The organism is Nocardia sp. NPDC059228, assembly GCF_042754245.1.
In the GTDB taxonomy this organism is placed as follows: Bacteria; Actinomycetota; Actinomycetes; order Mycobacteriales; family Mycobacteriaceae; genus Nocardia.
The window spans coordinates 39353-65288 of sequence record NZ_JBHZAL010000032.1 but is presented as its reverse complement, the minus strand read 5'-3'; the positions used below and the strand labels follow the sequence as shown (position 1 = coordinate 65288).

Annotated in this window: 29 protein-coding genes and 1 pseudogene; 15 read left to right on the top strand and 15 right to left on the bottom strand. The window is 67.9% G+C overall.

Annotated elements, in window-relative coordinates; genetic code table 11:
- Positions 1 to 1321: 1321 nt before the first annotated feature.
- Positions 1322 to 1744: a hypothetical protein gene (locus tag ACFXKA_RS34120; protein WP_379430452.1), complete on the bottom strand. Its 423-nt coding sequence runs from the start codon at positions 1742 to 1744 to the stop codon at positions 1322 to 1324.
- A 174-nt stretch (positions 1745 to 1918) separates the two neighbouring features.
- Here ACFXKA_RS34120 and ACFXKA_RS34115 point away from each other — a divergent pair, with 174 nt between their 5' ends.
- Positions 1919 to 2332 carry a Fur family transcriptional regulator gene (locus ACFXKA_RS34115; protein ID WP_379381392.1) on the top strand — a complete coding sequence of 138 codons (414 nt, stop codon included), beginning with the start codon at positions 1919 to 1921 and terminating at the stop codon, positions 2330 to 2332.
- Between the two features lie 64 nt (positions 2333 to 2396).
- Positions 2397 to 4604 carry a catalase/peroxidase HPI gene (katG, locus tag ACFXKA_RS34110; protein WP_379430451.1) on the top strand — a complete coding sequence of 736 codons (2208 nt, stop codon included), beginning with the start codon at positions 2397 to 2399 and terminating at the stop codon, positions 4602 to 4604.
- Positions 4605 to 4677: 73 nt separating this feature from the next.
- Here katG and ACFXKA_RS34105 read toward each other — a convergent pair whose 3' ends face one another.
- The 7 genes from ACFXKA_RS34105 to mmuM all read right to left on the bottom strand — a co-directional run bounded on the left by ACFXKA_RS34105 (position 4678) and on the right by mmuM (position 9955).
- A complete protein-coding gene (locus ACFXKA_RS34105) occupies positions 4678 to 5199 on the bottom strand; it encodes a hypothetical protein (RefSeq protein WP_379430450.1) in 522 nt (173 codons plus the stop codon).
- Positions 5200 to 5230: 31 nt separating this feature from the next.
- Entirely contained in the window at positions 5231 to 5449 is a 219-nt protein-coding gene (locus tag ACFXKA_RS34100; RefSeq protein WP_379430449.1) for a ferredoxin, read from the bottom strand.
- Positions 5442 to 6677 (bottom strand): NADH-ubiquinone oxidoreductase-F iron-sulfur binding region domain-containing protein, encoded by a 1236-nt coding sequence (locus tag ACFXKA_RS34095; RefSeq protein WP_379430448.1) that lies wholly within the window; start codon positions 6675 to 6677, stop codon positions 5442 to 5444. Before ACFXKA_RS34095 ends, ACFXKA_RS34100 begins: the two co-directional genes overlap by 8 nt.
- Positions 6674 to 7243: a ferric reductase-like transmembrane domain-containing protein gene (locus ACFXKA_RS34090; RefSeq protein WP_379430447.1), complete on the bottom strand. Its 570-nt coding sequence runs from the start codon at positions 7241 to 7243 to the stop codon at positions 6674 to 6676. Before ACFXKA_RS34090 ends, ACFXKA_RS34095 begins: the two co-directional genes overlap by 4 nt.
- A gap of 58 nt (positions 7244 to 7301) precedes the next feature.
- A complete protein-coding gene (locus ACFXKA_RS34085) occupies positions 7302 to 8555 on the bottom strand; it encodes an FAD:protein FMN transferase (protein WP_379430446.1) in 1254 nt (417 codons plus the stop codon).
- Positions 8552 to 8815 (bottom strand): hypothetical protein, encoded by a 264-nt coding sequence (locus ACFXKA_RS34080; RefSeq protein WP_379430445.1) that lies wholly within the window; start codon positions 8813 to 8815, stop codon positions 8552 to 8554. The genes ACFXKA_RS34085 and ACFXKA_RS34080 overlap by 4 nt, the downstream gene beginning before the upstream one ends.
- Before the next feature lie 240 nt (positions 8816 to 9055).
- A complete protein-coding gene (gene mmuM / locus ACFXKA_RS34075; RefSeq protein ID WP_379430444.1) occupies positions 9056 to 9955 on the bottom strand; it encodes a homocysteine S-methyltransferase in 900 nt (299 codons plus the stop codon).
- A 37-nt stretch (positions 9956 to 9992) separates the two neighbouring features.
- On the opposite strand from mmuM, the gene ACFXKA_RS34070 reads away from it, so the two are divergent.
- The gene (locus tag ACFXKA_RS34070) at positions 9993 to 10844 is read left to right on the top strand and encodes an alpha/beta fold hydrolase (RefSeq protein WP_379430443.1); all 852 of its coding nucleotides are present in this window, start codon (positions 9993 to 9995) and stop codon (positions 10842 to 10844) included.
- A 43-nt stretch (positions 10845 to 10887) separates the two neighbouring features.
- Here ACFXKA_RS34070 and ACFXKA_RS34065 read toward each other — a convergent pair whose 3' ends face one another.
- Positions 10888 to 11634, bottom strand: a complete 747-nt coding sequence (locus ACFXKA_RS34065) for a hypothetical protein (protein ID WP_354832353.1) — start codon at positions 11632 to 11634, stop codon at positions 10888 to 10890.
- Positions 11635 to 11861: 227 nt separating this feature from the next.
- Between ACFXKA_RS34065 and ACFXKA_RS34060 the strand changes: the two genes are divergently transcribed.
- Both ACFXKA_RS34060 and ACFXKA_RS34055 read left to right on the top strand, forming a co-directional pair.
- Positions 11862 to 12572 (top strand): metal-dependent hydrolase, encoded by a 711-nt coding sequence (locus tag ACFXKA_RS34060; RefSeq protein WP_379430442.1) that lies wholly within the window; start codon positions 11862 to 11864, stop codon positions 12570 to 12572.
- A gap of 85 nt (positions 12573 to 12657) precedes the next feature.
- Positions 12658 to 13152, top strand: a complete 495-nt coding sequence (locus ACFXKA_RS34055; protein WP_364610181.1) for a phosphoribosyltransferase — start codon at positions 12658 to 12660, stop codon at positions 13150 to 13152.
- A gap of 81 nt (positions 13153 to 13233) precedes the next feature.
- Here the strand turns inward: ACFXKA_RS34055 and ACFXKA_RS34050 are convergent, their stop codons facing one another.
- Both ACFXKA_RS34050 and ACFXKA_RS34045 read right to left on the bottom strand, forming a co-directional pair.
- The gene (locus ACFXKA_RS34050; protein WP_379430441.1) at positions 13234 to 13725 is read right to left on the bottom strand and encodes a peptidylprolyl isomerase; all 492 of its coding nucleotides are present in this window, start codon (positions 13723 to 13725) and stop codon (positions 13234 to 13236) included.
- Positions 13726 to 13936: 211 nt separating this feature from the next.
- Positions 13937 to 14323: a VOC family protein gene (locus ACFXKA_RS34045; protein WP_379430440.1), complete on the bottom strand. Its 387-nt coding sequence runs from the start codon at positions 14321 to 14323 to the stop codon at positions 13937 to 13939.
- A gap of 109 nt (positions 14324 to 14432) precedes the next feature.
- On the opposite strand from ACFXKA_RS34045, the gene ACFXKA_RS34040 reads away from it, so the two are divergent.
- Positions 14433 to 15077, top strand: coding sequence for a flavodoxin domain-containing protein (locus ACFXKA_RS34040; RefSeq protein WP_379430439.1), 645 nt, complete (start codon positions 14433 to 14435; stop codon positions 15075 to 15077).
- A 125-nt stretch (positions 15078 to 15202) separates the two neighbouring features.
- Here ACFXKA_RS34040 and ACFXKA_RS34035 read toward each other — a convergent pair whose 3' ends face one another.
- Entirely contained in the window at positions 15203 to 16198 is a 996-nt protein-coding gene (locus ACFXKA_RS34035) for an Acg family FMN-binding oxidoreductase (protein ID WP_379430438.1), read from the bottom strand.
- A 243-nt stretch (positions 16199 to 16441) separates the two neighbouring features.
- On the opposite strand from ACFXKA_RS34035, the pseudogene ACFXKA_RS34030 reads away from it, so the two are divergent.
- The 8 genes and pseudogenes from ACFXKA_RS34030 to ACFXKA_RS33995 all read left to right on the top strand — a co-directional run.
- Positions 16442 to 17263, top strand: a pseudogene (locus tag ACFXKA_RS34030) (dienelactone hydrolase family protein); the annotation flags it as partial.
- Between the two features lie 191 nt (positions 17264 to 17454).
- The gene (locus ACFXKA_RS34025; RefSeq protein WP_379396158.1) at positions 17455 to 17733 is read left to right on the top strand and encodes a DUF1918 domain-containing protein; all 279 of its coding nucleotides are present in this window, start codon (positions 17455 to 17457) and stop codon (positions 17731 to 17733) included.
- A gap of 125 nt (positions 17734 to 17858) precedes the next feature.
- On the top strand, positions 17859 to 19037 hold the full coding sequence (locus ACFXKA_RS34020) for a 4Fe-4S dicluster domain-containing protein (RefSeq protein ID WP_379430437.1): 1179 nt from the start codon (positions 17859 to 17861) through the stop codon (positions 19035 to 19037).
- On the top strand, positions 19024 to 19533 hold the full coding sequence (locus ACFXKA_RS34015) for a cyclic nucleotide-binding domain-containing protein (RefSeq protein ID WP_379430436.1): 510 nt from the start codon (positions 19024 to 19026) through the stop codon (positions 19531 to 19533). The genes ACFXKA_RS34020 and ACFXKA_RS34015 overlap by 14 nt, the downstream gene beginning before the upstream one ends.
- A complete protein-coding gene (locus ACFXKA_RS34010) occupies positions 19530 to 20378 on the top strand; it encodes an FAD/NAD(P)-binding protein (protein WP_379430435.1) in 849 nt (282 codons plus the stop codon). The genes ACFXKA_RS34015 and ACFXKA_RS34010 overlap by 4 nt, the downstream gene beginning before the upstream one ends.
- Positions 20378 to 21151, top strand: a complete 774-nt coding sequence (locus tag ACFXKA_RS34005) for an oxidoreductase (protein WP_379430434.1) — start codon at positions 20378 to 20380, stop codon at positions 21149 to 21151. The genes ACFXKA_RS34010 and ACFXKA_RS34005 overlap by 1 nt, the downstream gene beginning before the upstream one ends.
- Positions 21135 to 22427: a Ni/Fe hydrogenase subunit alpha gene (locus ACFXKA_RS34000; RefSeq protein WP_379430433.1), complete on the top strand. Its 1293-nt coding sequence runs from the start codon at positions 21135 to 21137 to the stop codon at positions 22425 to 22427. Before ACFXKA_RS34005 ends, ACFXKA_RS34000 begins: the two co-directional genes overlap by 17 nt.
- Positions 22424 to 22900, top strand: a complete 477-nt coding sequence (locus ACFXKA_RS33995; protein ID WP_379430432.1) for a hydrogenase maturation protease — start codon at positions 22424 to 22426, stop codon at positions 22898 to 22900. The genes ACFXKA_RS34000 and ACFXKA_RS33995 overlap by 4 nt, the downstream gene beginning before the upstream one ends.
- 76 nt (positions 22901 to 22976) lie before the next feature.
- Here the strand turns inward: ACFXKA_RS33995 and ACFXKA_RS33990 are convergent, their stop codons facing one another.
- Positions 22977 to 23750, bottom strand: a complete 774-nt coding sequence (locus ACFXKA_RS33990) for an SDR family NAD(P)-dependent oxidoreductase (RefSeq protein ID WP_379430431.1) — start codon at positions 23748 to 23750, stop codon at positions 22977 to 22979.
- 204 nt (positions 23751 to 23954) lie between these two features.
- On the opposite strand from ACFXKA_RS33990, the gene ACFXKA_RS33985 reads away from it, so the two are divergent.
- Positions 23955 to 24803 carry an MBL fold metallo-hydrolase gene (locus ACFXKA_RS33985; protein ID WP_379430430.1) on the top strand — a complete coding sequence of 283 codons (849 nt, stop codon included), beginning with the start codon at positions 23955 to 23957 and terminating at the stop codon, positions 24801 to 24803.
- A gap of 34 nt (positions 24804 to 24837) precedes the next feature.
- On the opposite strand, the gene ACFXKA_RS33980 is transcribed toward ACFXKA_RS33985, so the two are convergent.
- Together ACFXKA_RS33980 and ACFXKA_RS33975 are read right to left on the bottom strand one after the other, a co-directional pair.
- Positions 24838 to 24960, bottom strand: a complete 123-nt coding sequence (locus ACFXKA_RS33980) for a hypothetical protein (RefSeq protein WP_379430429.1) — start codon at positions 24958 to 24960, stop codon at positions 24838 to 24840.
- Positions 24947 to 25843, bottom strand: a complete 897-nt coding sequence (locus tag ACFXKA_RS33975; RefSeq protein ID WP_379430428.1) for an alpha/beta fold hydrolase — start codon at positions 25841 to 25843, stop codon at positions 24947 to 24949. The genes ACFXKA_RS33980 and ACFXKA_RS33975 overlap by 14 nt, the downstream gene beginning before the upstream one ends.
- Positions 25844 to 25936: the final 93 nt, after the last annotated feature.

Sequence of the window (25936 nt, the reverse complement as noted above, 5' to 3'; positions counted from 1 at the left end):
GGCCCCATTCGTTGACCGGAATCGTTCGCCGGGAGACCGGGTCCGCCGATAGGCGCCTGCAGGCGTCGCGAGCATGGGAGCCGGAATGTGCAGCGTCGCCGCCCTGATCCTGTGCGAAGCCAGGTTTTGCTGCATCGGGAGCCGCTCGTTCCACGAGATCACCGGCACCTACCCGGATGTCGCCGCAGCGGTGCTCGAGGCCTCGGACGGGCACGATGCCTGGTACTGGACGGGGAGATCGTGGTCCGCGATACTTCTGGCGCGCCGAGAATGCTTGAACGTCGGCTAGGATCGCTCGGCAGCGAAATCTGAAGGTACGGAGGGGGATCGGAATTGGTTCCGGTGAGTTGGTTTCTGGCGGCAGTCGGTCTGTTCGTGGTCGGAGGAGTGGTCGGCACTGTGACCCATAGCGGTGCCGCTAGCGTGATGGCCGTGGGGGTGGTCTTCGTAGTGTTGATGGGCAGGAAGTTCCGGCATGCGCATCGCGAGGCGATAGCCCGTGATGCCGCCCGCCGCGCTGGATCACGGACTCCGCCGCCGGCGTAGGTCCTGACTGCGCACAACGCGCACTGGGAATAGTTCACGTACGCACATATTCATCGGCAAGCCCAACAGTCAAGTAAGGGGCCCGGCCGAAACGTGTCAATGGGCGGCAGAGCCATGCGGGCGGGGCCGATACCTTAACTTGACATAATTATTTATCGGCGAAAACTGTTGCAACACAAAGGAACCCAGGGGAGCAGTCCAAACTCCGGACAATCCGGGAAAGACATGCGAGTCCAGGAGCCGGCCAACCCGACACGCACGATCCCGCCACACACCGTCCGGAAAAGACCTGCACGCCACGGAGAAGCAAAACCCCCAGGACACAACGCGGTGGACCGAAATCCGGAAAGACCTGCACGTCACGGACGAAGTCACACATGCACCAACGGTCACATACGTCACAGTGACACAAACATGTCGACGCATAACTATGCAGAAGGCATTGGATAATCCGCCGTACACGCAGGTTTTCCCGATTTATCCACCCAATCCGGAGCGCACGCACCCTCGGCGGACCACACGCAACTCTTTCCGGATCGGACAACAGCGTGGCCACATGGCGGGTTTCAAGATCAACTGCCGCGCCGTAACCGCGCCGATAATCAACATTATGTCAAGTAGGGCAGACCGGGATACCTCCCCGGCCGTCGCCGGCAAAGGCTGCGTGTACCAGCGGTCAGTAGGGTTTCGAACCGCCCGCGGCCTTCGAATGCGCCGGTGCCGCTGATGAATTCGCCGATGTACCGGGAGGCCGCCCGGGGCGCGGGGGCGATGGTCAGTCCCAGACGAGGGTGAGGACGCGGTGACCGTCGGGTATGGCGGGGATGCCGCAGTAGGTGTCCTCGTCGTAGGACCAGCCCTCCCATACTGGTTCCGCGCACAACTCCCCCACGTCGAGTCGCTTGTCGATGTCGCTGGGCAGCAATGACGTACAGATCGCCACCGATTCCGCCGCGATGCCGTCGTGATCGTCGTCGAACATCTCCTCGTGCAGTTGCACCCGGATCCAGGCGACGGCGGGGTCGGCGTCGAGAGTGGTGAGGCGCGCCGCGATCTCGGCAAGGCCGGGGCGGCCTTCGCCGTACTGGTTGGGGGCGATGGAGTCTTCGAGGGTGTTGCCCTCGAAGAACTCCGCGATGGTCACCAGCGGGTACCGGTTGGCGGTGGAGCGGGTGAGGATCTCGTCGCGGGTGATCATCGCTCGATGGTAGGGGCTGCACCCGCCCGTGGCTCCCGGGCCGGGTCGCCGGCGGTGGTGTCGCCGGTCGGCGCCGGGATCATTTTTTGGGCGCCGATCCGACCCAAAGACTTGATTGATTCCAGAAAAAGGGGCAGACTTCGGGTTGTGCCCACGCCTACGGATTTCGAGCGCATGTTGCGCGGGGCCGCTTTGCGTGTGACCGCACCGCGGCTGGCGGTGCTGACCGCGGTGCACACACACCCGCACTCGGATACGGACTCGATCCTGGGGTTCGTGCGCGAGACGCTGGGTGGGGTTTCACATCAGGCGGTGTACGACGTATTGAAGGCCCTGACCAGCGCGGGGCTGATTCGCCGCATTCAGCCGATGGGGTCCGTGGCGCTGTACGAGACGCGCGTCGGGGACAACCATCACCATGTGGTGTGCCGGTCGTGCGGCGTGATCGCCGATGTCGACTGCGCCGTGGGCGACGCGCCCTGCCTGACCGCGTCCGACGACAACGGTTTCGCGCTCGACGAGGCCGAGGTCATCTACTGGGGCCTGTGCCCCGAATGCTCGAAAACTACTGCGACACAAGACAAGTAGCGGTCACAATCGTGGCCGACAGCCAGATGATCACGCAGATGATCACTCACTGAAAGGACACACCGTGCCTGAAGAACACCCGCCCATCGGTGAAGCCAATACCGAACCCGCCGGTGGCTGCCCCGTCGTTCACGGCCGGCTCAACGACCCGGCCGAGGGCGGTAACGCCAACCGTCAGTGGTGGCCCAACCAGCTGAACCTGAGCATCCTGCAGAAGAACCCGGCCGTCGCCAACCCCATGGACGAGGGTTACGACTACGCCGCCGAGTTCAAGACCCTGGACCTGGCCGCGGTCAAGCAGGACATCGTCGAGGTCATGCGCACCTCGCAGGACTGGTGGCCGGCCGATTTCGGCCACTACGGCCCGTTCTTCATCCGCATGTCCTGGCACGCCGCGGGCACCTACCGCATCAACGACGGCCGCGGTGGAGCCGGTGCCGGTATGCAGCGTTTCGCTCCGCTGAACTCGTGGCCCGACAACGCCTCCCTCGACAAGGCGCGGCGTCTGCTGTGGCCGGTGAAGAAGAAGTACGGCAAGAAGCTGTCGTGGGCCGACCTCATCGTCTACGCCGGCAATGTCGCCCTCGAGGACATGGGCTTGAAGACGTTCGGCTTCGGCGGCGGCCGCGTCGACCAGTGGGAGCCCGAGCAGGACGTGTACTGGGGTCCGGAGACCGAGTGGCTCGGCGACGCCCGCTACACCGGCGAGCGTGACCTCGAGAACCCGCTGGCCGCGGTCCAGATGGGTCTGATCTACGTCAATCCCGAAGGCCCCAACGGCAACCCGGATCCGCTGGCCGCGGCCGTGGACATCCGCGAGACCTTCCGCCGGATGGCCATGAACGACGTCGAGACCGCGGCGCTCATCGTGGGTGGCCACACCTTCGGTAAGACCCACGGTGCGGGCCCGGCCGACAATGTCGGCCCCGAGCCCGAGGCCGCCCCGCTCGAACAGCAGGGCCTGGGCTGGAAGTCCACCTTCGGTACCGGTGTCGGCAAGGACGCCATCACCTCCGGCATCGAGGTCACCTGGACCCCCACCCCGACCCAGTGGGACAACTCCTTCCTGGAGACCCTCTACGGCTACGAGTGGGAGCTGTCCAAGTCGCCCGCCGGTGCGCACCAGTATGTCGCCAAGAACGCCGAGGCGATCATCCCCGACGCGTTCGACGGGACCAAGAAGCGCCTGCCGACCATGCTGACCACCGACCTGTCGCTGCGGTTCGACCCGGTCTACGAGCAGATCACCCGCCGCTGGCTCGACCACCCCGAAGAGCTGGCCGAGGAGTTCGCCAAGGCCTGGTACAAGCTGATCCACCGCGACATGGGTCCCAAGGTCCGCTACCTGGGCCCCGAGGTGCCGGCCGAGACCCTGCTGTGGCAGGACCCGATCCCGGCCGTCGAGCACGAGCTCATCGACGCCGCCGATGTCGCGGCGCTGAAGGCCAAGATCGCGGAGTCGGGTCTGACCGTGGCGCAGCTGGTGTCGACCGCGTGGGCGGCGGCCTCGTCGTTCCGCGGCTCGGACATGCGCGGCGGCGTCAACGGCGGCCGCATCCGCCTGCAGCCGCAGGCCGGGTGGGAGGTCAACCAGCCCGACGAGCTGGCGCAGGTCATCCGGGTGCTCGAGGGCATCCAGGAGTCCTTCGGCAAGCCGGTCTCCTTCGCCGACCTGGTGGTGCTGGCCGGTAACGTCGGCGTCGAGCAGGGCGCCAAGGCCGCCGGCTTCGACGTCGAGGTGCCGTTCCGGGCGGGCCGCGGCGACGCCACCCAGGAGCTGACCGACGTGGAGTCCTTCTCCGCGCTCGAGCCGGCCGCCGATGGTTTCCGCAACTACGTCGGCAAGGGCACCCGCATCCCGGCGGAGTACCTGCTGCTCGACAAGGCCAACCTGCTGACCCTGTCGGCGCCGGAGATGACCGTGCTCATCGGTGGTCTGCGTGTGCTGGGTGCGAACTACCAGGGTTCGCAGCTGGGCGTGTTCACCGACAAGCCGGGTGCGCTCACCACGGATTTCTTCGTGAACCTGCTCGACATGTCCACCAAGTGGGGCCCGTCGTCCGCCGACGACGGCACCTACGAGGGCAAGGACCGCGCCACCGGCAAGACCGTGTGGACCGGTTCGCGCGTCGACCTGGTGTTCGGCTCCAACTCGCAGCTGCGGGCCCTGGCCGAGGTGTACGCCGAGGACGACTCCAAGCAGAAGTTCGTCAACGACTTCGTGGCCGCCTGGACCAAGGTCATGGAGCTGGACCGCTTCGACCTGGCGTGACGACAACCGTCTGAACCAGTAGGACGATGCCCCCGAACCGACCCGGTCCGGGGGCATCGTGCGTGTGGGGATGCTAGCCGGCGGACGCCTCGATGCGGACGCGGCCGACGAAGCGGCGGGCGATGTCGGTGCCGTCGTGGTTGTAGGCGTTCATCAGGTCGGTCAGTTCCTCGACCAGCGCGCGCAGCGCCGGAGTGTCGAAGCCGTCGGGGCCGGTGGCCCACCCGGGTGGGATGTTGCCGACCGTGATGAGAATGCCTGCGTCGTAAGGGGTTTCGACGGTATACGTGAGCTGGTCGGGGGCGTCGCGCAGGGCGCTGCGGGTGGCGAGGCCGCCCTCGCCGTCGGGCAGGGTGAGGATGCGGGCCAGGGCGATGTCTTCGCCGATCATGTCGGCAATCCGGGACAGGCTCGCGTGCCGTCCGGGACGATCGTGGCGCGCGCCGTAGGTGCGGTCTGCGGTCCGGTGCGCTCCCCCGCCGGTCTTGCCCAGCAACCGGTCCAGCATGCGTTGCGCGGCCGCCCGCTCCGCCTGCCCGGTGCGCGGATGCTCGATGAGACTGCGCAGCCGCTGAATTCGGCCCATCGTCGCCATGCTTGCCCCTTCCGACGCTGTCGACCCCCGATCATGCCAGCGGCAGCAACCGTAGAGCGAGGCGCGGGCACAGCCGCACCGCATCCCGTGCGGCGGGCAGATCCGCGTGCTCCAGCACCGGGTCGCGGTGATCGCGGGTCAGCGGGAATCCCCAGTCGTCGCGGGCGAAGGTGCCGGGCAGCAGTTCACTACACACACCCCGGCCGTCGCAGCGGGTCCAATCGATGTGCAGGCGAAGCGGTTCACTCATCGCAGTCTCCTGTCCGGGCCGGCGCAGCCGCTACACAGTGGCCGTGCCGATGCCGAGCCACCTCGTCGGCGAACACCTCCAGCGCGGACCGCACCAGTCGCGCGGTCCCGTCGGGGTGGTGGCAGGCTCCCCTGCCCTCGACCAGCCGGGCCACCCGGGCGAGCTCGGCGGGATCGCCGACGCCGTCGACCAGCTGCCCGAATCGGGTTGCGAGGGTGGGCAACCCATGGCGACACGGACCGCACTGCCCGGCACTCTGTGCGGCGAGATACGCGGTGATCTCGGCGGTGACACCCAACCCGCACTCACCGTGCGGCAGCACCCGCACCACCCCGGCGCCCGGGGCGGCACGCAGATGCCGTAAACCCTGCGCCGACAACGCGGCTCCGGGCAGGGCCGACCCGGAGATCCAGGTGCCATGCCAGCCGCCGACCAGCACCGCGCGCACCCGGGCCGGGTCGGTGCCGCCCAGACCGGCGACCACCTCCGGCAGCTCGGCACCGGCCGCAACCTCGAAAACACCGGCGATTCTGGTGCCCGACAAGCTGATCAGCATCGTGCCCGGCTCATCCCCGGCACCGACCGAACGGAACCACGACGGGCCGTGCCGGGCGATCAAAGCCAACTGGGCCAGCGTCTCGACATTGTGGACCAGCGTCGGGCGACCACCCACACCCAAGCGGGACGTGGAGACCACCTGATCGGCCGGGAGTGCCGCGCGTCCGGACAGACGATTCACGACCGCCGACTTCTCCCCCGCCAAGAAAGTCTCAGCGGCTGCGGTCAGTTCGATCGCCGGTTCGCGGTACCCCACCATCCGCCGTTCCACCAGTGCCCGGCGCAGCGGTTCCAGCACCGCCTCCGAGGCATAGACCCGGCAGTCCCGGCTCCCGACCGCGGCCGCCGCCGCGACCAGGCCGTCCAGCACCAGATGCGGTGCGCGAGTGAGCAATACGGCATCCTTACGGCTGTCGGGCTCCCCCTCCGCACCATTGGCGACCACGATCGGGCGACGCCCACCGGCCACCGCAGCCAGCTTGCGCGCCACCGGGAACCCCGCGCCGCCGCGCCCGCGCAGCCCCGAGGCCGCCACCGCATCGATCAATTTCCGTGTGACAATGGGCAACCGGCCATGCGTGGCCTCGTGAGCGGCCAGGTCAACCGTCGGCGCGGCCAGCAGCCGGCGCACCGCCACCGCGCGGCGACCCCCAGATTCGACACCGGTCATCGGGCCACCTGCCCCGCCGCCACACCGATCTCGCTGAATCCCCGGCTGATCCGCCAGCCCGCCGCGGCCACCACCGCGACCGCGCAGGCCAACAGCACTGCCACCAGCCACGGCCGGAACGCGTCGGTCCCGGCCCCGAGCGCATGGATCACCGCCACCGGCCACAGCACGTACGTCGCCCAGTGCACGGCACGAAACGCATTCGGGCCGATCCGATGCCTCAGCAGACCCGACACCGTCACCGCGGCGAGCAGATCCGCCGCCGCCGTCCCGAACCCGACCCACACCGGCCGATACACCCCGCCGAACGGCACCACCACATCCACCAGCCGCAACTGCGCCCACGGATCGGCCAGCAGACTCGCCACATGCACGGCCACCAACCCGACCGCGGTCAACGCCGCGCCCCGGTGAAACACCGCCATCCCGGCCCGCGGCAACACGACGACCCGCCCCGACCGTGCGACAATCCCGGCCACCACCGCCACCGTCAGCACCACCAGCGCCGTGACACCGGTCCCCCGCCCGAACGCCCACAACGCCGCGTCGAACCCCGCCTGCCCCATCAGCATTCACCGCCCCGGGACGCCCGCGCCGGCCAGTTCACGATTCGGTTCCGTCGGTTCATGATTCGATTCCGTTCTCCCGAGTTCCGGGCTCGTCGTCACCCGACGCGGCCTGCGGCCACCCGCACAAGGTGATGACCTCACCGTCGCGACTCACCAGCCGCGACGGAAAACCCTTGCCACGCAAACCCGTCAGCGCGTCACGGCCACGAATGACAGCCGCCGTCCCGGCGGTATTGGCAGCCAGGCAGGACCCGGCAGCGACCGATACCGTCCGCCACACCGGATCCGCGGCGAGGCCGGTGCGCGGGTCGACGATATGGTGCACCAGACTGCCGCCCCGCCACCAGCGGCGGCGCAGCGTGCTCGAGGTGGCCAGTGCCGCGCCTGCGGGAAGGGCTATGCGGGAACGAGGTTCACCGGGGCGATCCTCGACCAGCACCTGCCAGCCGCCCGCCGGGCCGGGGCCCGCGGTGGCGATGTCACCGCCCAGGCTCACCAGCACACCACAGCCGAGCCGATCGGCGACCACCTGCGCGCAATGGTCGGCGGCAAGCGCCTTCGCCGTCGCGCCCAGATCGAGCAGCACCCCCGCGGGCACACTCAGCAGATCGCCATCCAACCTGACATGCGTCCAGTCCGGGCGCACCGTGAGCGCCACGGGTACCGCCAGCCCAGCAGGCCCTCGGCCACGCCCGCCGACTCCGGCCTCACCGCGGCGATCGACTCCGGCCTCACCGTTGGTGACCCGCTCCGCAGATGTCGCCTCCCTTGCCACACCGCCTTCCTCATGGTGACCTTCCAGCGGCGCGATTGCCGGCGCGGAAGGACGCCGGGTCTGGCTACCCCGTATGGACCGACCCACTTCGTGGCTGGTGCCCGCGTCCGCGAGGTCACGGATCCCGGTGCGCGAGTCGGGCTTCCGAGCTGCCGCATCCGGACGGTCCTCGGCCGCCCGCGCGGTCGAGCCCGGCAGCAGCAACGTGAAGTCACGGTCATAGCCCAGGGCAATGAGCGAGGTACCGATCGTGGGGTCGAGATCACCGTCGGTGTCGCGGGCCGCTCCGAGGGCGGCATGCAGATGTCCGGCGAGCAGTGCACTGATGCGCACCGGTTGCCCGGCGCTCCGCGCCAGGCGGATGATCTCGGAGTCCGGGCGGAACCGGCTGCAGGCGGCGTCGACCTCGGCGAGGTGGGCGCGGATCAGGGTGCGCGCCGGGCGCAGCGCCGCCGGGTCGGTGACGACCACGCGCGCGGTGGTGCTCCATACCGGCCATTCGGCCGAGGCCGTGCGGTCGGGGGCGGCGGTCACGAGCCGCTCGATCGGGCGTGGACGCGACCGGTACCCGAGCGCAGCGCCGGGGTGGGGTCGGTGGTGACGTTCGCCGGGGTGCCGTCGGAGGTCGCCGTGGCGTCGGGGGTGGCGGATTGGGTTACGCTGCCGCCGCTCTGGAGACTGCCGTGGTTGTCGGCGTAGGCCAGCGCGGTCGCGGTGAGCGTGCCCGCCGCGGTCACCGCGAGCAGGGTCGCGGTCGCGGTACGCCCGGCCCGCAGGCTCGGATGTGACGGCATGCTGATTCCTGTTCGCTCGGATCACCGGGGCGCTCCCGGTATGGGCTCGAACCTCAGCATGCGAACCGGCACTGTGAGGGCGCTGTGAAGCAGGGTCCTAGATGCTGCGAATACGCCGGGAGCCGGCGCTGCCCCGTCCTGGCCGCTTTTGTGTTTGTTCCTTAAATTCGAACAACGTTCGGACATGCACATGTCTGCATGCGAACATTTCATCATTGGGCAGACCCGGGCGTCTGCCGCCTAGCCTGCGGCGACGACCGCGGCCAGCCGCTCGATATCGGCGGGCAGCACCCGGCAGCATCCACCGACGATGGCCGCACCCAGCCCCGCCCACTCCTCCGCCAGGCCGGCCGGGAACCGCGCCTCCCCCGTCCAGCACCGTTGCCCGGCGTCCCATTTCTCCCCGCTGTTCGGGTAGACGATCACCGGTTTCCCCGTCACCCCCCGGGCCAGGGCGATCGCCGCCGCGACATCGTCCGGCGCACAGCAGTTCACCCCTACGGCCACGATCTCCGGAACCGCGGCGGCGATCGCGAACGCGTCCCGCAGCGGCTGCCCGGCCCGGGTCAGGGTGCCGTCGATGGTGTAGCTGAGCCAGGCGGGCACGCCACTGCCATCGAGCAGTCCGGCCAGCGCCTCCGCCTCGTCGATATCCGGAATCGTCTCCAGCGCAAGCACATCCGCCCCGGAATCGGCGAGCACTTCCAGCCGCGGCAGGTGCCAGCGCTTCAGCTCGGCCAGGGAAAGCCCGTAGCGGCCGCGGTATTCGGAACCGTCGGCCAGGGCCGCACCGTAGGGGCCGATCGAGGCGGCGATCCAGCGCTCACGGCCGTCGTCGATCTCGTCTCGTGCCGTACGCGCGAGCGCGACACTGCGCCGCAGCAATCGGGCGGTCTGTTCTCGATCGATGCCGCGCGCCGCGAATCCCTCGAACGAGGCCTGGTAGCTCGCGGTGGTCGCGATGACCGCGCCCGCCCGGAAGAACGCGGTGTGCACGGCTCGGATCTCGTCGGGCGCGTCGACGAGCAGTCGCGCCGACCACAGCGCGTCGGACAGATCGTGTCCGCGCGCTTCGAGTGCGGTCGCGACTCCTCCGTCGGCGACGGTCACCTCGCCCACCGGGATTCCGAACTCGGCCATCGGCCTCCAAACTGAAACCTGTTCTACTGTGGGTGGCGTGGATGTCACCTATGAGAGCACCCGACGCGAAATCGCCACCGACAAAGGCGTCCTGCGCTACCACGAGGCCGGCGACGGTCCTCCTCTGATTCTGCTGCACGGCTCCGGAATCGGCGTCAACGGCTGGCGCAACTTCCGCGGCAACCTCGGCTTCTACGCCGACCATTTCCACTGCTACGTCCTGGAATTCCCGGGCTTCGGCGTCAGCGATCCGGTCCCCGGGCACCCGGTCCTCACCGCCGTCGACTCCGTCGTCCGGTTCATGGATGCGTTGCACATCGACTCCGCCGCCATGATCGGCAACTCCATGGGCGGCGTCGTCGCGGTGAATGTCGCCGTGCACCATCCGCAGCGGGTCGAGAAGATCGTCGCCATCGGCGGTGTCGGCCACAGCCTGCTCGCCGCCAACCCCAGCGAGGGCACCCGGCTGCTGTCGGAATTCGCCGACCAACCCAGCCGCGAGGGCCTGGAGCGCTGGCTGCGCTGCATGATCTACGACCCCAAGATGATCACCGACAGCCTCATCGAGGAACGCTGGACCGCGGCCACCGAACCCGCCGCGCAGGCCAGTCTCAGGGCCATGTACGGGTCCGAAGCACTTGCGCTGCAACAACAGTTCCTGGAGAACTCCCCCACCCCGCCCTACTGGTCCATGCTGCACAAGATCAAAAGCCCGGTGCTCATGACCTGGGGCGCCGACGACCGCCAATGCCCCACCGATATGGCGCTCATCCCGCTGCGGCAGATCCCCAACGCCGAACTGCACGTGTTCCCCAAGTGCGGACACTGGGTCATGTACGAGGCCAAGGAGGCCTTCGAACGCGTCACCCTCGAATTCCTGCACCGCTGAAGCGGATTCCCGGGTGGGCTCACCGGCCCACCCGGGCGGCGGGTCAGCGGTCGCCGAACACGGCCAGCTGGCAGGCGTTCAGCAGCGTCACCAGCTCCTCGCCCTCCTTGTCGTCGAGGACCGCGAACGCCGGTGCGATCAGATCCTCGGTGATCGACTCCGCCTGCATCCAGCGGCCCTTCAGCTCCGCGGTGATCTCGTCGAACGGCTCCGGCCAGCCGAAATTGCGGGCCTGATCCGGACCCGGCTTCAGCGGGGAGCCCGCGATCAGCACCGCCTGCAACGGGGTCAGGCCACTACCCAGCACGCCGATCAGGTGCAGGCCGCCACGCAATTCCCGCAGCACATGGATCAGCTGCAGCACCAGGCCCGGCCCGTCCTCGGCCTGCGGCAGCGCACGCCAGCCCGCGAACAGCGGCGTGCCCACCGGATCCGCGGCCGCCACCACCCGCTGGAGCAGCTCGGCCAGGCGCCCGGAGTCCTCGAAGGAGGCCAGCTTCCGGCGGCCGAAGTCCTGGCACGCCGTCAGATATCCCTGCGCTGCTGCCGCGGCCGGCATCGAGGCCGTGGCCTCCCACGCCTCCCGGATCGCCTCGGGACGGAAGAAGCCGAAGGCCGCGGTCACCACATCGGCATCCACATCACCCAGAACGCCGGCGCGACCGCGGGTGTAGCCGGGCATGAAGCCGGGGACACCGGTGCTGTCGGCGAAGGCTCGGGCTTCCCGGGAGAACATGAATCCCCCACCGATCGTCTGGATCTGATCCTTCACCGCGGACGCTACCGACATGTCCGTTCCTCTCTGAGCGGAAAGCGCAATCGATCCGAGACTATTTCAGGCCGCCGACCGGCCGCACACGGGCCACCCGAATGTGACCGGGAGAGCACTCCCAACACCAAACCGACTGTCCTGAAACATATTTGCCTCGCGGTACCGGAATCCGCTGCCCAGCAAGGTCCCTCACCGCACCACGCAGCCGGAAAGACCTGTCGGTTACATCCGCTAACCTTCAAGCGGTGCTAGGACATTCACATGCGACCAGCGGCGCGCTCGCCTGGTCGGCGGCGGCCGCGGCGCTACCGTTCACCGTCTTGACCTATCCCGCAGTGCAATCCGGGGCCATCGGCTCCGTCGATCTGGTGATGGGCACCTTCCTCACCGCGGGCGCCGCGCTGCTGCCCGACGCCGATCACCCCTCCGGCACCATTTCCCATGTACTGGGGCCGATCTCGCACTACGCGTGCAAGTTCATCTCGTGGATCTCCGGCGGGCACCGCCACGGCACCCACTCCTTCGCCTTCGTCGCCGCCGTCACCTACGGCACCTGGGCCGGCGAACACCTGCTCGGCCGCTACTTCACGCTCTCGCTGGTGTTCTTCCTGCTCGCCCTCGCCATCAAGGCGCTCGGTCTCGCACCCACCGGCGACGGACTCAAATCCTGGGGCACCGTCGTCATCCTCGCCGTCTGCGGCACCTTCGCCATCGACCACTGGATCAGCGACAAACCCACGTGGCTGCCCTTCTCCGTCGGACTCGGCGCCCTCGCCCACCTCGTCGGCGACTGCCTCACCGACCGCGGCTGCCGGCTGCTGTGGCCGCTGAAGATCCGCACGCGCGTCCCGATCATCGACCGCACCGGCAACAAGATCGAGACCATGGTGCTGGTGCCCCTGTTCGCCCTCGGCACCCTCGCCCTGCTCTGGTACACCCTCACCCACCATCCGTGAGCAGAACGGCGCCGGACCGGGCAACGACCGGCAACCCGGCTCGTATGATCCGAAGACCACCGCAGCGGGCAGAACGGAGTCGGGCATGAGCGATCGCGAGGAACTGAGCTGGGAACTGTTCGGGGACGCCAGCCGCGAACTATCCCAGGCCATCGCCGACGACGGCTTCGAACCCGACCTCATCCTGTCGATCGCCCGCGGCGGGCTCTTCGTCGCCGGCGCCCTCGGCTACGCCCTCGACGTCAAGAACCTCCACGTCATGAACGTGGAGTTCTACACCGGCGTCGATCAGCGCCTCGACATGCCGGTCATGCTGCCGCCCGTCCCCAGCGCCGTCGACCTCACCGGCGCGACCGTCCTGGTCGCCGACGACGTCGCCGACACCGGCAAGACCCTGAAACTCGTGCGCGACTTCTGCTCCCACCACGTCGCCGAGGTGCGCTGCGCGGTCATCTACCAGAAGCCGCATTCCGAGGTCGACTGCGAATACGTGTGGAAACGCACCGACAAGTGGATCAACTTCCCCTGGTCCGTGCTCCCGCCCGTCGTCAAACGCGAAGCGCGCGTCCTCGACGCCTGACCCGAAAACCACTACGCGCCAACGACAACGGCCCGGAACCATTCGGTTCCGGGCCGTTTGTCCAGTTGCCGCAGGGACTGATCAGACCAGTTCGGCGGACAGGATGGTGATCGGCTCGACCGGCACATCCTGGTGGCCGGCCTTGTTGCCGGTGCGCACACCCTCGATGGCGTCCACGACGGCGGTGCCGTCGACGACCTTGCCGAACACGGCGTAGCCGAAGCCGTCCTGGCCCGGGTAGTTCAGGAAGGCGTTGTTGCTGGTGTTGATGAAGAACTGCGCGCTGGCCGAGTGCGGGGCCGAGGTGCGCGCCATGGCGACGGTGTACTTGTCGTTCTTGAGGCCGTTGGCAGCCTCGTTCTCGACAGTCTGCTTGGCAGCCTTCTGCTGCATGTCGGCGGTCAGGCCGCCGCCCTGGATCATGAAGTTCGGGATCACCCGGTGGAAGACGGTGTCCGCGTAGTGGCCCGCCTTGACGTAGTCGACGAAGTTGGCGACGGTCTTGGGTGCCTTGGCCTCGTCCAGTTCCAGGGTGATGTCCCCGGCGGAGGTCTTCAGGAGCACTTTGGTCATGCGGACCATCGTATGGGAGCCCCCAACCCAGCGACCGAGCGGCATCGAATAGCCCTTCCCCTCTTCGAGGTTGGGTGGCGATGGGTGTGGTCTGGCGGGTTTGCGCAGTGGTGAGCGCCGGAGTCTGCTCGAAACGGAGCAACATGCTTAGATGCGCATATTTCCATTTTTTGATGTTCAATATAGAAAGCCTCCGACGGAGGCCCTGACCTCAGGCTTCGTACAGCTCGAGCGGCAGGCCGTCCGGATCAGCGAAGAATACGAACCGCTTCCCCGTGTACTCATCAACCCGCACCTCTTCCACCGCCACTCCCCTACCCCGCAACTCGGTGACCGCCTTTCCCACATCCGCTACCAGGAACGCCAGATGCCGCAACCCAGCAGCCTCGGGTCTCGACGGTCGCGCCGGCGGCTCCGGAAACGAGAACAACTCCACCTGCCCACCATCGGGCAACGCGAGATCCAGCTTGTACGAACACCTTTCGGCCCGATAGTTCTCCGCAATCACCCGCAACCCGAGAATCTCGGTATAAAACGCCTTCGATCTCTCAAAGTCCGACGCAATGATCGCGACATGATGAATCCGCTGCAGCTCCACTCCCCCGACGCTAGCCCACGGCCAATCCCACCAAGCAGAGGTTGCCGCAACAAATGCCTGCTTCGACCGTCCGATGAGGCTTCCAAGATCCAGAAGAAGCGGGGCTTCCGTGTCGGGCCGCCCGGCCGGTAACCATCGGCCCCTCCGGCCGGGCACGAGTCCTCTCTTCGGAACCGTCACGCGGGGCGCACGCTCGGCACATGGAGAATCGCAAACCTGCAGTCAGCATCGTTTTCGCTTCGGCTCAGGGTCGCCCCGGGAGATCGCCGAATACATCGGCAACGATCTCGCCGCCCGGGGTGCGACCGTCGAGGTCGCCGACGCCGAGCACGCACCGGACCTGTCGCGTTTCGACGCCGTGGCCATCGGCAGCGCGGTGCACGATATGGCCCTGCTGCCCACCGTCGCGGAGTACGTGGCATCCCACCGCAACGAACTCAGCGCTCGGCCGGTCTGGCTCTTCAGTGTCGGCATCGAACCGGCGCTGCGCGGACCGATCGGACATCGGATCGACCGCATGGTGCCGAAACGCATTGCCGCCGTGCGTGACTCGATCAGTTCGCGCGAATATCAGGCCTTTGCGGGGCACTACGAGCGCGTCGGCGTTTCCCTCGGCGCACGCGTCCTCTACCGCCTCCTCGGCGGCGGTCGCTACGGCGACCTGCGGGATTGGACCGCTATCAGCACCTTTTCGGATTCCATCGCGCAGGGTCTGAATCTGCACGCACCGCACATCATTCCGATTCATCCCTGACGGCCACACGGACACAGGATTCGACCGCGTCGATCCCACAATGGTCACGGCGAGGTTGCGTGGCCGCTCGGCCGACAGCCGAGTCGGTGGCATCACGCAGACCGACCATCCTGGCGTGGGCAGTGCTATCGGTCGGCCGAGTCGACCGGTTGCAGCGGGTGAACCACATCGTCCAGCGCGAGGCGCGGGCTGGCCGGGACCGGGTCGGCGCTGGTTGCCGCCCAGCCCATTCGGATGATCACTTGCGGGTGGCCGAAGCCGCCGAGGATGTTCGTGCGGATTTGTTCCCGGATGGCCGGCAGCTCCAGAGGTTCGGTGAGAGCACAGGTGGCCAGGCCGCGGACAGTCGCGGTCAGCAGGGCGGCGCTGGTGGATTCGCCGGCGCGCAGCCACGCCAGGGGATCGTCGGACCCGGTGCTGAGCAACAGCATTCGCGAGAATTCGTCGGTGTCGCGAACCACGGCTTCGGGGAGCCGAGGATCGGAGAACGGACGTACCGTCGGGTCCGTGGGGACCACGGCGTTGCGGGCGGGGACGCCGGATGGTGCGGCATGGTGGCCGCTCCAGGCATGCAATTCCGCGATGTAGTCCGGGTCTTGGGTGTGGCTCGCCGACGCTTGTTCGAAGGCCTGCGCCAGTGTCCCACGCGCCTCGAGGGCGTCGACGTCGCGAATTTCCACGCCCACGACGCGGGCGGCGTCGATGACCTTGTCCGCGTGCACGGCGGGCACCTCCCAGGAGGTGAAATGCCGCCGGTCGCTGCGGCGTCGAGCGATGGCCTGCGCCAGCTGCACCGTGGTGGGATCGGTGACCCCGGAGTGAAATTCGATCGCGGCCAGATGTCGCGGATCCGCGCGATTCGGGAGCCGATGCACGATCGTCTCCCATCCGACCGCGCCGATCGCCACCCGCAGGTGATGCAGCGCGGCGCCGCAGCTGAGCACCAGCTCGCGGCGGTCGGGGTCGGTGTGCTTCAGCCAGCGGGTGTCGTCGGCGTACAGATGCAGGGTGCTCTCCCCGATACGCCACTGCCAGGGTTGCGTGTTGTGCACCGACGGGGCGCGCACGGCCAGGGCCAGTGCCGCGCGGATGGTCTCGGTATCGGGATGCGTGCTCGACATCGCCATTCCTTCCTCGGGATTCGCAGCTTCGTACTGTTCAGCATGTCCCGGTGGGTGGCCGTTGGTGACGGCCGAAAGTCACCGATACCGAGGGCTGACGCCATGCCTTCGGTCGGCGCTTCGGGTGCTCCGGAGAGTCGCAGCACGGCGGCACGGACGGTCCGCCGGAACGGCACCCCGCTATCAGCAATCCAATGTCTCGGAGGGTGTCGTGGGACCAACGACTCTCCCGGCCGGCGACAACCGGTTCTGCCGGTGGCGGTCGGTGGCTGTGAAGATGGAAGTACCTGCCTCAAGGAGGTTTCGATGGTCTTCGAGGATCGTGCCGAGGCGGGCCGTCTGTTGGCTCGCGCTGCCGCCCCGGATCCGCGGCCACAGCCGGGACCGGTCGCGGATCCGCCGCTGCGCGACGGCGAGGTGTGTGTGCGGGCCGGGGAAGCCATGCTGTCAGGGTGTCTCACCATTCCAGAGCATCCGATCGGTGTGGTGGTGTTCGCGCACGGTAGCGGCAGCGGACGCCACAGCCCGCGCAACCGCTACGTCGCCGAGGTCTTGCAGCAGGCCCGACTCGGCACGCTGCTGTTCGACCTGCTCACCACGGCCGAGGAAATCAACCGCGCCAACGTGTTCGACATCGACCTGCTGGCCCGGCGGCTGGTGGCGGTCACCGACTGGTTGAGCGGACAGGAACACGCGGCGGGGCTGCCGATCGGGTATTTCGGGGCGAGTACCGGTGCCGCCGCCGCCCTGCGCGCCGCAGCCGATCCGCGCGTGCACGTGCGGGCGGTGGTGTCTCGCGGCGGGCGACCCGATCTGACCGGCCACGCACTGTCGGCGGTACGGGCGCCGACTCTGCTGATCGTGGGCGGTCACGACTACCTGGTCATGGATCTGAATCGCCAGGCGGCCGCGGCAATGTCATGTGAGACCGCGCTGGCCGAGGTGCCCGGCGCGACCCATCTGTTCGAGGAACCGGGCACCCTGCGTAAGGCCGCGGAGCTCGCGCGGGACTGGTTCATCGCCCGGTTGCCCACGACGACGGCCGAGCCGGAGGGGCCGGCGTGAGCGGCCCGGAGGCCGGGTATCGGTTCCGGATGGGCACAGGTGCGCTACCGGCCGATTCGTGGTCGCGTAGTTCATCATGCGGGCAGCCAGGTCCTGTGCGGGGACTTCCGGCCCTACCCGGGGATCGCATGGCATTACCACGATGGAGATTCCAGACACGAGTTTCCGGCCGCGGATAAGGAGGTCGTTCGATGCGAGCACAACCAGGGGACTGGCTGATCGTCGAAGGACGCGCGGTCGGAGGCGTGGTCCGTCGCGGTCTCATCGAAGAGGTGCACGGCACGGACGGCGCACCGCCGTATCTCGTGCACTGGACCGACACCGGGCATCGGGCCTTGACCTTTCCGGGCCCCGACGCGTATGTGCGGACCAGCGCGGAACTGCGCGCCCAGGAGGAGATCGCCGCCGCACGGTACTCGTCGATGCAGCACGTACCCGCCTCCCGCTCCGATGCGGACAGCCGGGGCTGACCGATCTCGCCACTGACTTTCCGACCCGGGCACTCCGGCCCCGTGCCGAGGACCTTCGACGCTGTTGGCGGGCGCGCCGCGCCGCCCAGACTGGAATCGAACGACGCGCGAGAACGGAGGCTTCCGTGACCATCGGCGACACCGTGACGATCGACCGCGACGGGCTGGACCGGCTCGTCGTGGTGTTGCGGGAGAACGGATATCGGGTCATCGGCCCGACGACGCGCGACGACGCGATCATCCTCGACGAACTCGACACGCCGGCCGCACTGCCCGCCGGGTGGGGCGTGCACACCGAGCCGGGCCGGTATCGCGTATATCGCCGCACCGACCAGGCGGTCTTCGCGCATTCGGCCGGGCCGGGATCGTGGAAGCAGTTCCTGCATCCACCGCACCGCCTGATCGCACGACTCGACGCCGACCTGAATCTCGTAGCGGCCGGAGATGGTCCGACGCCGACACCGGCGACCGAGCCGTCGTCGCAGCCACCGCAACCGAATCGCCCCGCCGCATTCCTCGGTGTGCGCGGCTGCGATATGGCCGCCATCCGCATTCTGGAGCGGGTGCTCGGTGGAGATGCGTACCCGGACTCGGCTTTCGCGGCCCGCTGCGCCGGTCTGTTCATCGTCGGCGTGAATTGCACCGAGCCGGGCGGGGTGTGTTTCTGCGCGTCGATGGGCACCGGGCCGGGCGTCTCGGCCGGATACGATCTCGCGCTCACCGAACGCATCGACGACAGCGGGCATCGGTTCCTGGTCGAGGTGGGCAGTGCGGCGGGCGAACGCATACTCGCCGAGCTCCGCTCACACCCGGCGACCCAGGCCGAGATCACGGACGCCCGCGCCGAGGTGGCGGCCGCAGCGGGTCGCATGGGCCGCAGCATGCCGGATGCGGACCTGCGCACGGTGATTCGCGAATCCCACGAATCACCGCAGTGGGAGGACGTGGCGAGCCGCTGCCTGACCTGTGGCAACTGCACCATGGTCTGCCCCACCTGCTTCTGCACCACTACCGAGGACGTCACCGATCTCGCCGGCGACCATGCCGAACGCTGGGAGCGCTGGGCGTCGTGCTTCGAATTGGATTTCTCCCATGTGCACGGCGGCAGCGTCCGGCAGTCGGGCGAGAGCCGGTATCGGCAGTGGCTCAGCCACAAACTCGGCACGTGGTACGACCAGTTCGGCAGCTCCGGCTGTGTGGGCTGCGGACGCTGCATCGCATGGTGCCCGGCCGGTATCGATCTGACCGCTGAGATGGGCCGGCTCGTCGAACTGCGCGAGGAGGCCGGCGATGGTCACCGCTGAGGAACTGTCCGCGTTCGCCTCGCTGGCAGCACTCGACCGCGCGAAGCTGGAAACGCTGGCCCGGGCCGGGCATGCGGTGCACTATCCGGCCGGGCAGCGCCTGATCGTGGAAGGCCAACGGGCCGACCGCTGCTGGCTCATTCACGAGGGACGGGTGGTGCTGGACGCCGGGGTGCCGGGGCGTGGCGATGTCGTGGTGCAGACGCTCGGCCCTGGCGATCTGCTCGGCTGGTCGTGGCTGGTTCCGCCGTACCGATGGCATTTCGGCGCGATTACCGCCGAACCCGTGCAAGCGATCGAATTCGATTCGACTCGGCTGACCGAATTCGCCGACGCCGACCCGAGTTTCGGCCATGCACTGACGCTGCTGCTGTTCGAGGCGCTCCTCGAACGATTGCAGGCCACCCGCGCCCGGTTACTGGATCTCTACCGCAATCCCACCGAAACCTGTACCGCCACACCGATACGCCTGGGCACGTCAGGTGACGGCCGATGATCGCCGAGGCCCGCGCCGGCGCGTCCGCGGATACCATGCTCCCGTATCGGGTGGCACGCCGCATCCTGCAGACCAGCGATACCGCGACCCTGGTGCTCGCCCCGATCGACGCTGCCGCGCAACGGTTCCGGGCCGGGCAGTTCATGATGCTCTACCGCTTCGGCGTGGGCGAGGTCGCCATCTCGGTCAGTGGAAATCCCTGTGTCGCAGTCGATTTCCTGGAGCACACCATCCGCTCGGTCGGGGCGGTGAGCGCGGCCCTGCACGACGCTCCGGTCGGCGCGACGATCGGAGTGCGCGGACCGTTCGGGACCGGTTGGGATCTCGGCTCCGCCGCCGGGCGCGATCTGGTGATCGTCGGCGGCGGAGCCGGGCTGGCGCCGCTGCGGCCGGTCGTGCTGGAAGCGCTCGCGCGGCGCACCGAATTTCGGAGGATCGTCCTGATCACCGGTGCTCGCACACCCGATGACATCCTCTTCCGGGACGACCAGCAGATCTGGGCTCGCGACGGCCTGCTCGAACTGCACCAGACCGTCGACCATCCGGGTCCCGGCTGGACGGGACCGATCGGCTTCGTCACCGAACCGCTCGCGAAACTGGTCGTCGATCCGGGCAACACCACGGCATTCCTCTGCGGTCCCGAACCGATGATGCGGTTCTGCGCGAACGCCCTGCTGCGCAAGGGCGTCCCGCCCACCGATATCCGGGTCACCCTGGAACGCAATATGCAATGCGGTGTCGCCCGCTGTGGCCATTGCCAGCTCGGTCCGCTGCTGCTGTGCCGTGACGGCCCGGTCGTGGACTACGCGGTGGCCGAACCCCTGCTTTCGGTACGGGAGCTCTGATGACGACACCCACTCTCGCGGTCTGGAAGTTCACCTCCTGCGACGGCTGCCAGCTCACCCTGCTGGATTGCGAGGACGAACTGCTCGCGCTGGCGGGCCGGGTCCGCATCGCTCATTTCATCGAGGCGAGCAGCACGGTCGAGCCCGGGCCCTATGACGTCTCGCTGGTCGAGGGTTCGGTCAGCACGCCCGACGAGCAGCGCCGCATCCTCGAGATCCGCGCGCAGTCACGGATTCTCGTGACGATCGGCGCCTGCGCCAGTCACGGCGGCATCCAGGCGCTGCGCAACTTCGCCGACATCACCGAATTCGCGTCGGTGGTATATGCCAGCCCGCAATACATTTCGACGCTGGACACCGCAACGCCGATCGCAGCGCATGTGCCGGTGGACTACGAGCTGCGCGGCTGCCCGATCGACCGGCACCAACTGCTGGAAACCCTGTGCGCGCTGCTGGCCGGGCGCAAACCCGACCTGCCGAACACCAGCGTCTGCACCGAATGCAAGCGCCGCGGCAATACCTGTGTGATGGTCGCCGACGGCATTCCCTGTCTCGGCCCGGTCACCCAGGCGGGATGCGGCGCCCTGTGCCCGTCCTACCATCGCGGCTGCTACGGCTGCTTCGGCCCGATGGAACGGCCCAATATCGGTGCGCTGCTGCCGATCCTGCGGATCAACGGCATGGATACCGCCGATATCGACCGAGTGTTCAGCACGGTCGCGGTCGCCGCGCCGGACTTCGCCGAGAGGAGCCGGGATGAGCCATCGCAGTAGGCAGTTGCGGGTCAGCTCGCTGGCACGCGTGGAGGGCGAGGGCGCGCTGCGGGTTGTCGTCGAGGACGGCCGGGTGGAGCGGGCAGAGCTCGATATCTACGAACCGCCGCGCTTCTTCGAGGCCTTCCTGCGCGGCCGGGCGTACACCGAGCCACCCGATATCACGGCCCGGATCTGCGGCATCTGCCCGGTGGCGTATCAGACCAGCGCCTGCAACGCGCTCGAACGGATATGCGGCGTCGCACTGGAGCCGCCGCTGACCACGCTGCGCCGGCTGCTCTACTGCGGCGAGTGGATCTCGAGTCATACCCTGCACATTCACCTGCTGCACCTGCCGGACTTCCTCGGCTACCCGGACGCCATCGCCCTGGCCGCCGACCATCGCGAACTGGTCGAGCACGGGCTGGCCATCAAGAAGGCGGGCAATACGCTGCTCGAACTGCTCGGTGGCCGTGCCATCCACCCGATCAATGTCCGGGTCGGCGGTTTCTACTCGGTGCCCGGCCGCGCCGATCTGGCACCGGTCGCCGAACAGCTGCGCCGGGCCCAGGACTACGCGATCGAAACCGCCTGCCGGGTGGCGCAATTCGACTTCCCGGATCTGGAGCTCGACCACGATCTACTCGCGGCCACCGCACCGGACCATTACGCCATCGAGGACGGCACCGTGTCGACCAGCACCGGACTCGACTTCCCCGCAAGTGAATTCGGCGAGCACGTGGTCGAGGAACAGGTTCCGCATTCCACCGCGCTGCACGCGCGATTGGACGGGCGACGCTATCTGACCGGTCCCCTGGCTCGATACAGCCTCAACTCCCGGCGTCTCTCCCCGGTTGCCCGCGAGGTCGCCGCTGCGGCCGGGCTCGGTCCGGAGTGCCGTAATCCCTTCCGCAGCATCGTGGTTCGCACCGTCGAGGTGGTGTACGCCATCGATGAGGCGCTACGCCTCATTGCCGACTACGAGCCGCCCGCGCACCCCGCGGCGCCCTGCGCGCCACAGCCGGGCGTCGGCCACGGCATCAGCGAGGCCCCGCGCGGATTGCTCTATCACCGTTACGAAATCGACGACGCGGGTTCCATCCGGACGGCCACCATCATTCCGCCGACCTCCCAGAACCAGGCTGTCATCGAGGACGATCTTCGCCACATGGTGTCCGAGCACCTCGACCTGGACGATGCGGCGCTGACCACCCTGTGCGAACGCACCATCCGCAACTACGATCCGTGCATCTCCTGCTCGGCCCACTTCCTCGAGCTCGACGTGGTGCGCCGATGAGCGGTCCGCGAGCCGTCGTCATCGGCGTCGGCAACGAGTACCGGCACGACGACGGCATCGGCCCCGCCGTGGCCACGGAACTCGAAAGGCTGGGCCTGCCCGGCGTTCTCGTGGCATCGAGCGACGGCGAGCCGACGCGTCTGCTGGATCTCTGGGCCGACGCGGAGCTGGCGATCGTGGTCGATGCCGTCCTCTGTGAACCTTCCACCCCCGGCCGGGTCTGGCGCACCACCGTCGATGCCCTGCGCGGCCTCACCCACGCCGCCAGCTCCCACGCCATGGGCATCCCCGACGCTCTCCCCCTGGGCCGCGCCCTCGGCCGCGTCCCCGCCGAACTCGTCGTCATCGCCGTCGAAGCTCACCGCCTCGACCTCGGTGTCGGCCTCTCCACCCCGGTCGCCGCCGCACTCCCCGACGTCATCGCTACCGTCCGGACCGAACTCGCCCGCCTCGGCATCCCGGCGGATGAATGAACGCTCAGCCGGGTCGGCTGCAATCGGGCCGATAGTCGTCACAGTCAGCGAACCAGCGGTCGGTCGGCGAAGTCGGTCAGACCGTGTAGCCGCCGTCGACGTCCAGTGTTTGGCCGGAGATGAAGTCCGCTCGGTCCGATGCGAGGAATGCGACTGCTTCCGCGATGTCGTCCGCATTCCCGAAGCGGCGCAATGGAATATTACGGCGGGCGACCTCGAGCGCGGTTTGGTCGAGATCTCCGGAATCGATGAGGCGTTCGGCCATGCCGTCGGTCAGCATGCCCGGACCGACGCAGTTGACGCGGATGCCGTAGCGACCTTCTTCGGCCGCCAGGCCGCGCGCAACGGCTTCCACTGCCCCCTTGGTGCCCGCGGAAAGGCCATCCCGGACGGGATAGCGTCGGGTTGCGGCGGTGGTCACCGCGACGACGGAGCCCTGCGACCGGCGCAGTAGCGGCAAGGTGGCGTGCATCAGGTTGAAGAACGCGGCGGCGTCGGAAGTCAACTGCTCCCGGTACTGCTCCGGCGACACGCTGCTCAGATGAACCATCGGGACGTGGGGTCCGGCGGCGTAGACCACGGTGTGCAGACTGCCGAATCGCTGTTCGAACTGCGCGACGACATCCGCGACCGCACTCGGATCGGTGAGATCCAGCGCCCAGGCGCGGCAGGAGCGTCCGACCCGCTCGACGTCCTTCGTCAGCAACTCGGCCGCGTCTCGATTCGCGCGATAGGTGAGTCCGATATCGCTGCCCCGGTGCGCCAGCACGCGGACCACCGCGGCACCTATCCCACCGGTACCACCCGCGACCAGCGCGGCGCCGTCACGTCCCCGGAAGTCATCGCTCACTACTTCTCCCTCTACCAAGCAATTGCTTGGTCAATCGTAGCTTGCGTTCGATCTGCCCACTCTCGAACCAACATCAGTGCCCTGCGGCAGGGTCACATATTCGGGTGATGGAGCGTCCGGAACCGACTCCGGATACTCGAGCCGTGATCCGGCTACCGGGTCGTCCAGACCACCGATTGCCCCTTGCGAGCGAAAGCAATTGCCATGTCTCTCACGATCGACGTCTTCAACACCGGATACCTGCCGATCAACGGTGGACCGGGATGGGATCCGGACACCGCGGCCACCTGGCCCGCGTCGACCGCCACGCTGATCTCCGGTGCGCGCGACGCCATCCTGGTCGACGCGCTCATGACGGTCGAAGAAGGCCGCCGCCTCGCCGCCTGGATCGGCGAATCCGGCAAGAACCTGACCAGCATCGTCATCACCCATGGTCACGGCGATCACTTCTTCGGCGCGGGCCCGGTCCTCGAGGCTTTCCCGCAGGCCCGGCTGCTGGCTCTGAACACCACCGTCATCGAGGAAGCGCGCTACAACCTCGGACCCGAGGTGCAGCAGAACTGGGTCGCGTGGTTCGGTGACCGGTTCGACCGGACCCCGGCACTCCCGCAGCCGGTGGAATCGGAAACCCTGACCTTGGACGACCACCCGGTGCGGTTGGTCGAAGTCGGGGGCGCCGACGGCGTCCTCAACACGGTGGTCCATATCCCCGAATTGGACACCGTCTGCTCCGGCGACGCCGTGTACAACAACATCCATATGTGGCTGTGGAATTCGACGCCCGACAGCCGCCGGACATGGCTGGCGACCATCGACAAGATCGCCGACCTGCACCCCGCCACGATCATCGCCGGGCACAAGGATCCCGGCGCGCCCGACGACGACGCCGAACGGCAAATCGCGCAATCCCGTTCCTACATCGAGGCATTCGACCGGGCTGTCGCCAAACTGTCGTCCGCGCAAGAGGTTATCGACGAGATGACCGGTCTCTTCCCCGGTTACGGGAACCCCTACACATTGTTCGCCGCCGCCTATTCGCAATTCCAGAACTGATCTTCCAGAGCTGATCGACCTCACCACCGGAGGTTCAGCTGTCGGCACGGATGATCTCGATATCGCTGAATGCCAGTCCGATCAGCATTGGTTCGGTTGCCGCGCTGCCGTCCGGGTAGCGCGGCACTCTCTTTCGTTGATGCTCACCGTTTTTCATCGATGGAGTCGATCGATTCGACGAACTCGGTGATGGCTCGGGCCAGCGACGCCGGTTGTTCCTCGGCCGGCCAATGCCCGGCATCGGGGATCATGGCGGTGCGGACGTCCGCGACTCCGACGTCATGGAGCCCTTGCGCGACGGTGTCGGTGACGGTCGCGTGGGAGAACTCGCTGAACGCGAGCAGGATCGGCACCTCGAGCGCCTCGGTGGCGTGCTGATTGTCGGCGATATCGAGTGGTAGCGCACGAAACATCTTGAACCCAGCGGTAAGACGATCGGCACCCTGATAGCCCGACGCGTAGGTGGCGATGTCGGTGTCGCCGATCGCCTCCGGGTGCGCGGCGAAGCGGTCGATGAATCGGCGGAAGTACTCACGCTCGTTCCCCTGGACCAGCCGCTGGGCGGTGAAACGGCCGCAGCAGCTGTCGCTGTGGAAGCCGAGATGCCAGTAGGCCGGCGAGCGGGTGACGTCCTCCCATCCGGCGATGCCGGGCAGCGCCGTATCGACACTGACCAGTCCCCGGACGGCGGCGGGATACCGTCGGGCGAAGGCATAGCCGACCAGTGCACCCATGTCGTGCCCGACCAGGAGCACCCGGCCCAGGCCCAGATCCTCCAGCGCGGCATGCACATTCGCGGCCATCGTAACCTTGTCGAACGCATGCGGTTGGGGCGTGGATCGGCCCACTCCCGGCAGATCCAGGGCCACCGCGGAACAGAGTTCGTCCAGCAGTGGAAGCACCCGGCGCCACGCGTGGGACGTCTGTGGCCAGCCGTGAAGGAACACCGTCGAATGCGCGCCGCGGCCACTACGCTGCCAGCCCAGCTGCGGTCCCGCCCCGGCAGGCTGCGACGCGGACGCGCCATGCGCGTCGTGCATGCCTCCTCCTCGGTCCAGCCGCGCATGAAGCCATACGACAGCCTGCATGGTCCACACGGATCGTCGCCCCAGTATCGAGCGAGCGGGTCGGGG